This is a genomic window from Mesorhizobium sp. LSHC420B00 (assembly GCF_000503055.1).
Taxonomy (GTDB): Bacteria; Pseudomonadota; Alphaproteobacteria; order Rhizobiales; family Rhizobiaceae; genus Mesorhizobium.
Map to the genome: position 1 here is coordinate 46,204 of NZ_AYVY01000003.1, position 13,097 is coordinate 59,300.

The 13,097-nt window shown below is 61.9% G+C and carries 12 protein-coding genes; 6 read left to right on the forward strand and 6 right to left on the reverse strand.

Translation table 11 applies throughout. From position 1 onward, the window contains the following. The first annotated feature begins 57 nt into the window (after positions 1–57). From X760_RS48010 to X760_RS48025, 4 genes are all read left to right on the forward strand, one after another. Positions 58–453: a RidA family protein gene (locus X760_RS48010; protein WP_023717873.1), complete on the forward strand. Its 396-nt coding sequence runs from the start codon at positions 58–60 to the stop codon at positions 451–453. 178 nt (positions 454–631) lie between these two features. Next, complete coding sequence (locus X760_RS48015; RefSeq protein WP_023717874.1) at positions 632–1,423, forward strand: ABC transporter substrate-binding protein; 792 nt, start codon at positions 632–634, stop codon at positions 1,421–1,423. A 109-nt stretch (positions 1,424–1,532) separates the two neighbouring features. Continuing rightward, positions 1,533–2,207 carry an amino acid ABC transporter permease gene (locus X760_RS48020; RefSeq protein ID WP_023717875.1) on the forward strand — a complete coding sequence of 225 codons (675 nt, stop codon included), beginning with the start codon at positions 1,533–1,535 and terminating at the stop codon, positions 2,205–2,207. A gap of 30 nt (positions 2,208–2,237) precedes the next feature. After that, entirely contained in the window at positions 2,238–3,530 is a 1,293-nt protein-coding gene (locus X760_RS48025; protein WP_023717876.1) for a cysteine desulfurase-like protein, read from the forward strand. On the opposite strand, the gene X760_RS48030 is transcribed toward X760_RS48025, so the two are convergent. Next, positions 3,461–4,333, reverse strand: coding sequence for an NAD(P)H-dependent oxidoreductase (locus tag X760_RS48030; protein ID WP_023717877.1), 873 nt, complete (start codon positions 4,331–4,333; stop codon positions 3,461–3,463). The two genes, X760_RS48025 and X760_RS48030, sit on opposite strands and share 70 nt — an antisense overlap. A 93-nt stretch (positions 4,334–4,426) precedes the next feature. On the opposite strand from X760_RS48030, the gene X760_RS48035 reads away from it, so the two are divergent. Next, entirely contained in the window at positions 4,427–5,347 is a 921-nt protein-coding gene (locus X760_RS48035; protein WP_023717878.1) for a LysR family transcriptional regulator, read from the forward strand. A gap of 22 nt (positions 5,348–5,369) precedes the next feature. Here X760_RS48035 and X760_RS48040 read toward each other — a convergent pair whose 3' ends face one another. The 5 genes from X760_RS48040 to X760_RS48060 are packed head-to-tail and all read right to left on the reverse strand — an operon-like array spanning position 5,370 to position 10,654. Beyond that, a complete protein-coding gene (locus X760_RS48040; protein WP_023717879.1) occupies positions 5,370–6,200 on the reverse strand; it encodes a dipeptide ABC transporter ATP-binding protein in 831 nt (276 codons plus the stop codon). Beyond that, positions 6,197–7,072, reverse strand: coding sequence for an ABC transporter ATP-binding protein (locus X760_RS48045; protein ID WP_023717880.1), 876 nt, complete (start codon positions 7,070–7,072; stop codon positions 6,197–6,199). The genes X760_RS48040 and X760_RS48045 overlap by 4 nt, the downstream gene beginning before the upstream one ends. A gap of 4 nt (positions 7,073–7,076) precedes the next feature. Beyond that, positions 7,077–7,994, reverse strand: a complete 918-nt coding sequence (locus X760_RS48050) for an ABC transporter permease subunit (protein ID WP_023717881.1) — start codon at positions 7,992–7,994, stop codon at positions 7,077–7,079. Between the two features lies 1 nt (position 7,995). Further along, positions 7,996–9,003 carry an ABC transporter permease subunit gene (locus X760_RS48055; protein ID WP_023676822.1) on the reverse strand — a complete coding sequence of 336 codons (1,008 nt, stop codon included), beginning with the start codon at positions 9,001–9,003 and terminating at the stop codon, positions 7,996–7,998. Positions 9,004–9,061: 58 nt separating this feature from the next. Next, positions 9,062–10,654 carry an ABC transporter substrate-binding protein gene (locus X760_RS48060; protein ID WP_023717882.1) on the reverse strand — a complete coding sequence of 531 codons (1,593 nt, stop codon included), beginning with the start codon at positions 10,652–10,654 and terminating at the stop codon, positions 9,062–9,064. Positions 10,655–11,132: 478 nt separating this feature from the next. Here X760_RS48060 and X760_RS48065 point away from each other — a divergent pair, with 478 nt between their 5' ends. Continuing rightward, entirely contained in the window at positions 11,133–13,094 is a 1,962-nt protein-coding gene (locus X760_RS48065; protein WP_023717883.1) for a long-chain fatty acid--CoA ligase, read from the forward strand. Positions 13,095–13,097: the final 3 nt, after the last annotated feature.

Sequence of the window (13,097 nt, forward strand, 5' to 3'; positions counted from 1 at the left end):
AGAATTGATCGTCTTTGAGTTTTGAGCGACCGGATTTGAGCATTGGGAGGCTTTGATATGCACACCATCCTGCAGCCGGAAGGCTGGGCGAAACCCGTCGGCTACGCCAATGGCGTCGCCGCGCGTGGGCAGCTTGTCTTCGTCGGCGGGCAGGTCGGCTGGAACGGACAGGGCCGCTTCGAGACCGACGATCTTGTCGGCCAGGTGAGACAGACGCTTGCCAATATTGTCGCCGTGCTCGCCGAGGCTGGCGCCATGCCGCAGCATATCACCTCGATGACTTGGTACTTTACCGACAAGGCGGAATATTTGGCCAACCTCAAGGGGATCGGCGAGGTCTATCGCGAGGTGATCGGCCGGCATTTTCCGGCGATGGCCGCCATGCAGGTGATGGCGCTGGTCGAAGATCGCGCCAAGGTTGAGATCCAGGCCACGGCGGTTATTCCGGACTGATGGCAACACGCGGCAATTTTTTAAGCTTAAAACTTTCGCCTTGAAAAGCGCGGTACTTTGGATAGCATCCGATGTCTTACGACTGCCGTGCCGGGAGGGCTTTCCGGCAGTCCGGTTACTTGGCGTATCAAAACCGTGCGGGGCCAAACCCGTCCGATCACAACCAGAGGGAACGAAAATGAACTTCACCCGTCGCAACCTGCTTCTTGTTGCTGCCGCCATCGGCATCGCCGGCGGCCCGGCCTATGCCGAAGGCACGCTGAATGTCGGCGCCTATCCGACCAATCCGCCTTTTGAATACAAGAACGAGAGCGGTACATTCGAGGGTTTCGAAGTCGACATCATCAACGAAGCGGCAAAGCGTATCGGCATGACCACTGACATCGCCGACCTCGGTTTCCAGGCGCTGTTCGCCGCCACCACCTCGAAGCGCATCGACGTCGCCATTTCGTCGATCACCATCACGCCGGAGCGGCTGAAGTCGCAGTCGTTCACGCAACCCTACTATGATTCCGACATGGGCATCGCCGCGAAGGCCGATAGCCCAATCAAGGCCGAGGCCGACCTCAAGGGCAAGATCGTCGGCGTGCTGTCCGGCTCGACCGGCGAAACCTGGGTCAAGGCGCACCAGGAAGCGGACGGGTTCAGTGACGTCAAGGGCTACGACACGCAGCAGAATTTGCTGCTCGATCTCAGCTCCGGCCGCGTCGATGCGGCGGTCAGCGATATTCCGGGCCTGGAATATTCTTTCACCAGGATGAAGGATCTCGCCGTAAAAGAGCGCATCAAGACCGGCGAGCAGTACGGCCTGATGATGACCAAGGACCACCCGTTGCTCGGCAAGCTGAACGACGCGCTGACCGCGATGAAGACGGATGGCACGCTGGCCGCGATCCACAAGAAATGGTTCGGCAGCGACGCACCGGCCGATTCCTCGACCGTCAAGGAAATGCCTATGCCGAAGGCCTGAGCGGCAGTTCGCGCTTAAATGTCGTGCCGGCTTTCGATGCCGGCACGATTTCGGATTTCGGGCTCGGGCTCGAGCGTCGCGGGACGCCAAACGTTTCGGGAATGCTGCGATGTCGCTGCTGGACACCTTCTTCAACGCCGACGTCATGATCTCCAGCCTGCCGGCACTGCTGCGCGGCTTCCTGAACACGCTGCTGCTCGGAATCATGAGCATCGGCATCGGTATTCCCGTCGGCCTCGCGATCAGCCTGGTACGGCTCTATGCGCCAAAGCCGCTTCGGCTGCTGGCTGTCGGCTACATCGACATTTTCCGGGCGATGCCGGTGCTGGTCGTGCTGATCCTGATCTACTATGCGCTGCCGTTTCTCGGCATACGCCTGTCGTCTTGGACTTCCGCGGTGATGGCGTTCGCCATCATCATGGCGGCCTATTCGGCCGAGGTGTTCCGCTCCGGCATAGAAAGCATTCCGCGCGGCCAGTTCGAGGCGGCGCAGGCGCTCGGCCTGCCGTTCTTGCTGACCTTGCGCAAGGTCGTGCTGCCGCAGGCGATCCGCGTCGTCATTCCACCGATGACCAGCAACTGCGTTTCGATGTTCAAGGACACCTCGCTCGCCTCCACCGTGGCGCTGCCCGAACTGCTGAAGGAAGCGACCAACGCGCAATCGCTCTATGCCAACCCCTCACCGCTGATCGGCGCCGCGCTGGTCTATCTCATCTTTCTCTGGCCGATGGTCCGTCTCGTCAGCCTCCTTGAACGCCGATTTCAAACCGAAAAGACCCGCTGAATCTGTCAGCGCACTTCGCAGGAGACGACCTTGAACCAGCATCAGATTTCGAAAACGGGCGATGCCGCAGCTTTCCCGGTCGAGACGATCCGCGCCATGTTTCCCGCCTTGCAGCAGGCCGGCGACTTCATCTTCATGGACAATGCCGCCGGGGCGCAGATCCCGCAAAGTGTGCTCGACGCGGTCACCAACCATTTGGTCGCGCATAATGTGCAGCGCGGCGGCCGCTACGGCCGCAGCGTCACCGTCGATCAAGCCGTCGCCGGCGCGCGCGAAAGCGTGGCCTTGCTGATCAACGCCACCAACCCGGCGGAGATCTGTTTCGGCATGAACGCCACTTCGTTCATCCGCCTGGTCAGCCTCGGCATCGGCCAGATGCTTTCTGAGCGACCAAACGGGGAGCGTGACGAGATCGTCATCACCGACATGGATCACGATGCCAATATCGCGACGTGGCTGGCGCTGGCACCCGCCGGCGCCAAGTTCAAATGGTGGCGGATGCGCGAGGACGGCAATCTGCATGTCGACGATTTGCGCCCGCTGGTCTCCGAGCGCACCCGCCTCGTGGCCTGCACGGTGACGGCGCATTCGATCGGCTCGATCGTCGACGTTGCTTCAGTGGCTGGGATCGCGCATGCGGCAGGCGCCGAAGTGTTCCTCGACTGCGTGCATTACGGCCCGCACGGGCTGATCGATGTGCAGGCATGGGACTGCGACTATCTGGTCTGCTCCGGCTACAAGAATTTCTCGCCGCATATGGGCTTCCTGTGGGGCCGCTTCGAAACGCTGAAGCGTCTGCCGACCTTCCGCGAGGACTTCATTCCCGACGAGCCGCCCTATAAGATCGAGGCCGGCACCTTCATCTACGAGAACGTCTCCGGCATGGATGCCGCGGTGCGCTATCTCGAATCGATCGGCCGCAATTTCGCTCCAGCCAATAACCGATCGCGCCGCGACAACATCGTCGCCGGTATGAATGCCATTCGCGATTACGAGCAGGTGCTGGCGCGCGAAATGCTGGCGGTGCTCAAAGATTGCGGCGCGACGATCTACGGCGTGGCCGAAGAGGCACGCCTCCGCGAGCGCGTGCCGACCTTCTGCTTCAACATCGGCACGCTGTCGCCGCAGAGGATCGTCGAGGAGATGGCCGAGATGCAGATCGGCATTCGCGACGGCCACATGTATGCGCCGCGCCTGATGAAGCGGCTCAACCTCAGCATGGACAGCGGCGCCGTCCGCGCCTCGCTGGTGCATTACAATACGATCGAGGAAGTCCGGCGCTTCGGCGAGGCGCTTCGCACCATCATTGCCCGGCTGTCCTGATCGGGCTGGCCGGCGGCGCCGGCGCGATCCTCGTGAAGGGCGAAGGCGGTCGCACCCGGGTTCTCCAAGCCGGGGCGCAACTGCATGCTTGGGATCAGGTAATCGCCGCCATTCTGCTGCCGATAAGGAATGGGCTGGATTGTCTCGAGCGTCTGCATCCTTTCGCGCAGTCGCTCCGCGACAGGCTCGAAATCGGCCTCCCCGAAACGGTCCACCCTGTAGACCACGAACGGCGGAAGCACGTCGTAGCCCGGATAGTATAGAATCCCGTGGTTGATCGGGAACAGCAGGTCGTCGATCGGGCCGTTGACGCCGCGGGCGGAATAATGCTCCTCCCAGCCGCCGGTGGTAACGATTAGCATCGCGCGCTTGCCGGCGAGCGTTCCTTCGCCAAAGCGGTCACCCCACCTCTTATCGCTGTGCTCGCCGACGCCATAGGCGAAGCCGTAGGCATACACCCGATCGACCCAGCCCTTGAGGATCGCCGGCATGGCGTACCACCACAGGGGAAACTGGAGGATCAGGGTGTCGGCCCATAGCAGCTTGTCGATCTCCGCTTTGACGTCATCGGTCAGAGTGCCGCTCGCAAAAGCTTTTTTGGAGGCGCCGGCCGGCAGGAAGCGTGCTTCGGGCGGCCACGACGGAAAGTCGGCACGGTCCACCTCGGATTTCCAGCCATCGGCATAGAGGTCAGACACCCGCACCTCGTGGCCTTGGGTCTCGAGCTCCCTGATGGCGACGCCACGCAGTGCGCCGTTGAGCGAATTCGGTTCAGGATGAGCAAAAACAAGCAGGACTTTCATGGGTCTACTCCGAAGAAGGACGATAGACACCAAAGGTAGCCAGCCGTCGGCTAATCCACTATATGTAGGAAATGTATAAGATAATGCCGAATAATGGATAAATCGGACGTCACCCTCGAGCGCATGCGCACCTTCGTTCGCGTCGCCGAGCGCGGCAGCCTCTCGGCGGTGGCGCGCGAGCTCGGAGTTGGTCAGTCGACGGTCACGCGGCATCTGCGGGAGCTCGAGGAGGCCGTCGGCGTGCCCTTGCTCAGCAGGACCACCCGGCGTGTCACGATGACCGATGAAGGCAGCCGTTACTATGCCGACAGCGTCCAGATCCTGCGCCTCGTTGAGCAGGCCGGCGATGAGGCGCGAGGCACGCGCGGCGCATCGGCTGGCACGATCCGGATATCCTGCACGGCGGCGCTCGGCGTCTTGCACGTCAGCCGGCTGATCTTCGCCTTTCAGGACCGTTATCCCGACATCGGCATCGATCTCAGCCTAACCGACGAGCGCATCGACCTTGTGCGGGAGGGCGTCGACATCGCGCTTCGCCTCGGTCCGCTCACCGACAGCTCGATGAAGCTGCGGGCGCTCGGTCAGTCCCGGCGTCTGCTGGTGGCGGCGCCGGCCTATCTGGCGGCCCGGGGCAGACCGGCTGTCCCGCAGGATCTGCCTGGCCATGAAGGCATTCGGATGTCGAACATCGCGGGAAGCGACACGCTCGCCCTGCAGGGGCCGGGCGGCGAGCGCTTTGCGGTGCCCTTTGGCGGCCGATTTCGGGTCGACCATGGGCTTGCTGCGCGCAAAGCCCTTGTCGCCGGACGCGGTATCGCACCCGCCCACCACTGGCTTGTCGACGATCTTCTGGCGGCCGGCCGGCTGGAAATTATCCTGCCGGGCTATTTTCCGCCTCCCGTCCCGCTGAGCATGCTGATCGTTCCGGAGCGTGCGGGCATTGCCCGGGTGCGGCTGCTGGTCGACTTTCTCGCCGAGCAGATCTCCGGCATTCCGGGGATCGAGAAGCGGTAGCCGGCCGGCAAACCTCGCCGGATCAGGCGGCCTTCTTTTTCGCCAATCTTGCCTTGATGCTGGCGACGTCGGCACGCGGCGTCGCCGCGAACAGCGTCCTGGTATAGCTGTGCTTGGGGTCGGCGAAGACCTCGTCGCGCGAGCCGTATTCGACCGCTTCGCCGAAATACATCACCATCACATCGTCGGCGATATAGCGCACCACCGACAGGTCGTGGCTGATGAAAACATAGGTCAGTTGAAACTCATCCTGTAGGTCGGCGAGCAGATTCAGAACCTGCGCCTGCACCGAAAGATCAAGTGCCGAGACCGGCTCGTCCAGCACCAGGAGGCTGGGGTTGAGCATCAGCGCGCGGGCAATGGCGATGCGCTGGCGCTGGCCGCCCGAAAACATATGCGGGTAGCGATTGTAGTGCTCGGGGCCGAGACCGACCTTTTTCAGCATCTTCATGGCGAGATCGCGCCGCTCGCCGGCCGTGCTGTCGGTGTTGATGAGCAGCGGTTCGCCAAGCACGTCGCCGATCTTCTGGCGTGGATTGAGCGAACCATAGGGGTTCTGGAAGACAATCTGCACCTTGCGGCGCATTTCCTTCGACAGGCCGTCCCTCGCGATGTCTACCTTCTTGCCGTCGATGAAAAGCTCGCCGGAGGTCGCCGGGTCGACCAGGGTGATGATGCGGGCGAGCGTTGACTTGCCGCAGCCGCTCTCGCCGACGATGGCCAGCGTCTTGCCCTTGTCGACGCTGAACGAAACACCCTTGACCGCGTGAACCGTACGGGAGGGGCGGAAAAGCCCGCCGCCGACATGATAGTCGCGCACGATGTTCTTGCCTTCGACTACCGTCACGCTCATGTGGCGGTTCCTCCCGCGGATCGGGCTGCGACTACAGATGGGGCCGGCTCGAACAGCATGTCGGAAACAGTAGGCAACCGGTCGCCGACGGCGTTTTCCGGCAGCGCCGACAGAAGCGCGCGCGTGTAATTGCTCTTGGGGGATTCGAACAGCGACAGCACGTCGGCCTCTTCCATCTTGCGGCCCTTGTATTGGACGATGACACGGTCGGCGGTCTCGGCAACCACCCCCATATTGTGGGTGATCATGATCAGGCCCATGCCGTATTTGGCCTGCAGGCCGACCAGCAGATCGAGGATCTGCTTCTGGATGGTGACGTCGAGGGCGGTGGTTGGCTCGTCGGCGATCAAAAGCTTGGGATTGCAGGCGATGGCGATGGCGATCATGACGCGCTGGCACTGGCCGCCCGACATCTGGTGCGGGAAGGAGCCCAGCCGTTCCTCAGGGTCGGCGATGCCGACCAACTTCATCAGTTCGATGGCGCGTGCCCGGCGCTGGGCGCGGTCCATGCCCATGTGAAAGCGCAGCACCTCCTCAATCTGGAAGCCGACGGTAAAGCACGGGTTGAGGCTGGCGACCGGCTCCTGGAAGATCATCGAGATGTCCTTGCCGACAATCTTGCGCCGCTCGGACGGGCCGAGCTTAAGCAGGTCGATGCCGTCGAAGGCCATGCGGTCCGCCCTCACCGTCGCCGTGTTGGGCAAAAGCCCCATCACCGCCAGCATTGCCACTGATTTTCCGGAACCGGATTCGCCGACGATCGCCAACACCTCGCGCGGTTCGACCGACAGGTCGATGCCTTGTACCGCCATGAATGGTCCAGCGGCGGTGTCGAAGGAAACGGTCAGGTTCTTCATCTCGAGAAGAGGCATTGGATTATGACCTCTTCAGCTTGGGATCGAAGGCATCGCGCAGGCCGTCGCCGATCAGATTAATGGCAAGCACAGTGATCAGAATGGCAAGGCCGGGGAAGGTCACTACCCAAGGCGCGCGCAGGATGAACTCGCGCGCCGAGGCGAGCATCGTGCCCCATTCCGGCGTCGGCGGCTGCGCACCGACACCGAGGAAGCCGAGCGCCGCAGCCTCGAGAATGGCGTTGGAGAAGGACAGGGTGGCCTGCACGATCAGCGGTGCCAGGCAGTTCGGCAAGATCGTCCTCACCATCAAGCGAAGATGACCGGCACCAGCCACCTTGGCGGAGATGACATATTCGCGGTTCTTTTCGGCCATCACGGCGGCGCGGGTGAGACGCGCAAAATGCGGCTGCAGCACCAGCGCGATCGCCAGCATGGCGTTGAACAGCCCGGGGCCGAGGATCGCCACCAGCACCAGCGCCAGAAGCAGCGACGGGAAGGCCAGGATAATATCCATGATGCGCATGATCAGCGTGTCGACCCAGCCGCGGAAATAGCCGGCGAGCACGCCAAGCACGATGCCGCTGGTGAGCGAGAAGACGACCACCACCAGGCCGATGAACAGCGAGAAACGCGCCCCGAAAATCAACCGCGAAAGCATGTCGCGGCCGACCGCATCGGTGCCGAGCAGGAACATCGATTTGCCGCCTTGCTGCCAGGCAGGGGGCGCCAGCAGCGCATCGCGAAACTGCTCGTCGGGCGAATGCGGCGCGACGAACGGCGCAAAGACCGCCACCAGCACCAACGCCGAAAACACGACAAGGCCGATGACCGCGCCGGTGTTCATCGAGAAGTAGTGCCAGAACTCGGCGAAGGCGCGTTGCCTGCCGCCTGTCGGGATGGAGGCAGCGGTGGCTTCGGCGGCGGATTCGTCGGTCATCTCACTGCACCCGGATGCGCGGATTGATGACGGCGTAGAGCACGTCGACGATCAGGTTCACCGCCATGACGATCAGCGCGATGATCAGCAATCCGCTCTGAACGACGACATAGTCGCGCTTGCCGATGGCGTCGATCATCCATTTGCCGATGCCGGGCCAGGAAAAAATGGTTTCGGTAAGAATGGCGCCCGCCATCAACGTGCCGACCTGCAGTCCGATGGTGGTGACCACCGGAATCAGCGCGTTGCGAAAAGCGTGCAGCCCGATGACACGGCGCGGCGCCAGGCCCTTGGCGCGCGCGGTGCGGACATAGTCCTCGCCCAGCACCTCGAGCATCGCCGAGCGAGTCTGGCGCGCTATGACGGCAAGCGGGATCGTCGCCAGCACGATGGACGGCAGGATCAAATGGCTGACGGCGGATTTGAAAGCGCCGCTCCTGCCGGAGATCAGGCTGTCGATGAGCATGAACCCGGTCGTCGGCCTGAAGAAATACTGCAGGCCGATGCGGCCGGAAACCGGCGTCCAGCCGAGATAACCGGAGAAGAAGATGATGAGCAGCAACCCCCACCAGAAGATCGGCATCGAATAGCCGGTCAGCGCGACACCCATCGTCGCCTGGTCGAACCACGAGCCGCGCTTGACCGCGGCGAAGATACCGGCAGGAATGCCGAGCAGGACGGCGATGATCAACGCCACCGTCGCCAGTTCCAGCGTGGCTGGAAACAGCGCCTGGAATTCGCCGAGCACTGGCCGCTTGGTGGCAATCGATATGCCGAAATCGCCGGTCAGGACCCTGCCGATATATTCCAGGTACTGGATGACATAAGGCCGGTTGTAGCCAAACTGCTCGATGAGTTGGGCGTAGCGTTCGGGGCTGACGCCGCGCTCGCCGGCCAGGGCCAGAATGGGATCGCCGGGCAGAAGCCGGACGAAAGCGAACGCCGCCAGCGATATGCCGAACACGGTCGGGATGATCAAAGCGAGCTTGTGGAGGAGATAACGGAGCATCTTGCTTCATAGAACGGCGGCGCAGGAAGTCCAGCGCCGCCGTTCAATTTCTCAGGACTTATTCGGTGACGTCGACGCCGTCAAACCGATGAATGCCGAGCGGGTCCATAACGAAGCCCGACACCTTCTTGTTCATCGGCATGAAGACCTTGGAGTGGGCGATGGTCAGCCACGGAGCCTCACGCTTGAACACCACCTGAGCTTCCTCGTAGATCTTGGTGCGCTCGGCGACGTCCGTCGTCGCCTTGCCTTTTTTCAGCAGGGCTTCGAATTCCTGGTTGCACCAGATCGCATAATTGGACTGGCCGATGGCATCGCAACCGAGCAGGAAAAAGAAGTTGTCCGGATCGCCATTGTCCCCGGTCCAGCCCAGTTGGAAGGCGCCGTCGCGATCCTTAGCTTTGCCGCGCTGGCGATACTCCGTCCATTCGTAGCTGACGATCTCCGCCTTGACGCCGACGGCGGCATAGTCGGCCTGGATCAACTCGGCGACGCGCTGGGCGTTCGGGTTGTAGGGGCGGCTGACCGGCATAGCCCAGATCTTCATCGACAGATCCTTGACGCCTGCATCGGCCAGCATCTTCTTGGCCGCCTCCGGATCGTAGGGATCGTCCTTGATGTCCTTGTTATAGGACCACATGGTCGGCGGGATCGGGTTGATGGCCGGCGCGCCGGCGCCCTGATAGACCGCGTCGATGATCGCCTTCTTGTTTACCGCCATGTTGAGGGCCTTGCGGACCTCGACTTTGTCGAAGGGCGGCAGCGTCGTGTTGTAGGCGAGATAGCCGATGTTCAGGCCTTCCTGCTCGTCGACTTTCAGGTTCGCGTCACCCTGCAGCCCGGCAATGTCGGCCGGCGCCGGGTATGACATGATATCGCACTCGCCTGCCTTCAGCTTCTGCGCGCGCACGGCCGGATCGGGCGTGATGGCGAAGATCAGATCGTCGATCTTCTGGCGGCCGCCAAAGTAGCCGTCCCATGCCGCATAGCGTACGACCGCATCGACCTGATAGTCGACAAATTGGAACGGACCAGTGCCGACCGGCTTCTGGGTGAACTGCTGCCTGGTGCCGGCCTTGTCGAGCTGGTCGGCATATTCCTTGGAAACGATCGAAGCGAAATCCATGCCGAGGTCCGGCAGGAAGGCGACTTCAGGCTTGTTCAGCACGAACTTCACCGTCAGATCGTCGACCTTGACGATTTCCTTCAGCAGATCGGGGAAGCCCATGCCGGTGAAATACTCCCAGCCGGTGCCTTCCAGGTAGCTGTACCATGGGCTTTCTTTCTTCCACTGGCGTTCGAAGGAAAAGATCACGTCGTCGGCGTTGAGGTCGCGCGTGGGCGTGAAATAATCCGTCGTCTGGAATTTCACACCCGGGCGAAGCTTGAAGGTGTATTCGAGACCGTCGTCGGAAACCGTCCAGCTCTCCGCCAGGCCGGGCGAGATGGTGGTCTTGCCATGCTCGAACTCGACCAGGCGCGAATAGATGGTGCGCGACGAAGCGTCGAAGTCGTTGCCGCCGCTCCATGGCGACGGGTCGAAGCCGGCCGGCGATGCCTCCGAGCAATAGACCAGTTGTTTTGCATTGGCCATGCCGCCGAGGACGCTTGCAGCCAGCAACGCGGCTGCAAAAGTCAGTTTCTTTTTCATTGAGCACTCCCTGATGTTCTTCCAAGCCCCTCTATCAGGCTCGCGAAGGCCGCATATAAGCACCGTTTTTCTGGCTTTGGAACTGCTTGTTTGCCTAACCCACGGGAAGCAGAAAAAAAATCCGGCATGCGGCGAATTGTGGAAAAAACGAGCCAAATGCGCAGATCACGACATTATTAGCGACTTCAATTTTTTGTTGATCGGCGATGCCGCCAATTCGGGGAATCGAGCCGTTCGGTTCAAGAGATGCGCGTCCGAAAACCGGTCGCGGCCGAGAGCTTTGATGGCAAGTCTTGCCGCACTGCCAGGTGGGCGAGGCTTGCACGGCCGCTGCTAGTGGCAATACATAGATAGATGGACAGCGTGGTGGATTCCCCAGGCTCCGGACATTGCGGCAAGCGTGGGATACCTTTGTTTGTCAGGGGCGGCGGTGGCACTCAAGCGTGCCGAACAATAAGAATGATTGAGGGAGCGACAGGTGGCGAAACCGGCAAAGACAACAACCGCGGCGAAAGCAAAGGCCGAGGCAATATCGAAAGCGGTCAAGCCAAAAGCGGCCGCCGCCAAGCCGAAGACTACCGCGAAGGCAAGTGCGAAGCCGGCGACGAAGATCACGGCTGGAAAGACTGCCAAGCCGGCAGCCGGCAAGGCGGCGCCTGCCGCAAAGTACCCCACCGTCAAGCCGGCGGCGAAGGCAGTGCCAGCGCCCAAACAGGCGGCAGCTTCAGCCAGAAGATTGCCGAAGGCGATCACCTCGCTGACCGCCGGCCTGCCTGAAAAACCGTGGCTCCAGAGTTACCCAAAGATCGTGCCGGCCGAGATCGGCGCCCTGCCCTCCAGCTCGATCGGTGACTTTCTCGTCGCCGCCTGCAAGCAGTTTGCGAACCGGCCGGCCTTCGTCTGCATGGGCAAATCGATCACCTATGCCGATCTCGAGCGACAGTCGGCTGCGTTTGGCGCCTATCTGCAATCAAAGGGGTTGCAGAAGGGTGCACGTGTCGCGCTGATGATGCCGAACGTGCTGCAATATCCGGTGGCGATGATGGCGGTGCTTCGCGCCGGCTATGTCGTGGTGAACATCAATCCGCTCTACACGCCGCGCGAGCTTGAGCACCAGCTCAAGGATTCCGGCGCTCAAGCCATTGTCATCCTCGAAAATTTCGCCTGCACCTTGCAGGCGGTGATCGCCAGGACCGCGGTCAAGCATGTCGTGGTCGCCACGATGGGCGACATGCTCGGCGGGCTCAAGGGAACGATCGTCAACTTCGTCGTGCGCCGCGTCAAGAAGATGGTGCCGGCATGGTCGCTGCCCGGCCATGTCAAATTCAACGCCGCATTGAAGGCCGGCGCCGGCGTGACCTTCAAATCCGCCGAGGTCGTGGCCGGCGACATCGCCTTCCTGCAATATACGGGCGGTACGACCGGCATCTCCAAGGGCGCGATGCTTTTGCACAGCAATGTCTTGGCGAACGTCGCGCAGAACGCGCTCTGGGTCGAAGACGCCTACACGGTCAAGCCGAAACCGGCGCATATGAACTTCCTCTGCGCGCTGCCCCTCTATCATATCTTTGCGCTCACAGTGAACGCGATGATGGGAATGCAGCAGGGCGCGCAGAACGTGCTCATCCCCAATCCGCGCGACATTCCCGGCTTCGTCAAGGAGCTGCAGAAATACCCGATCCACATCTTTCCTGGCCTCAACACGCTGTTCAATGCGCTGCTCAATAATGAGGATTTTCGCAGGCTCGACTTCAAGCCGCTGATCCTGACGCTGGGTGGCGGCATGGCAGTGCAGAAGGGCATCGCAGAGCGCTGGAAGGCGCTGACCGGCTGCCCGATCAGCGAGGCCTACGGACTCTCCGAAACCTCGCCGGGGGCGACCGCCAACAAATTCAGCGACGGAGTCTACACCGGCACGATCGGGCTGCCGCTGCCCTCGACCGAGATCGCCATCCGCGATGACGATGGCAACAATTTGCCGCTCGGCGAGGTCGGCGAAATCTGCATCCGCGGACCGCAGGTGATGGCCGGCTACTGGAACCGGCCGGACGAGACCGCCAAGGTGATGACCGAGGACGGCTTCTTCAAATCGGGCGACATGGGCTTCATGGACGAGCGCGGCTACACCAAGATCGTCGACCGCAAGAAGGACATGATCCTGGTTTCCGGCTTCAACGTCTACCCGAACGAACTCGAGGAGGTGGTGGCGCAGCATCCGGGCGTACTCGAGGTGGCGGCGATCGGCGTGCCGGACGAGCATTCGGGTGAAGTGCCAAAGCTGTTCGTCGTCAAAAAGGACCCGGCACTGACCGCCGAGATGCTGACGGCTTATTGCCGCGAGAACCTGACCGGCTACAAGCGCCCCAGATATATCGAGTTCCGCACCGAACTGCCGAAGACACCGGTCGGCAAGATCCTGCGACGAGCGTTGCGGGGCTAGGCG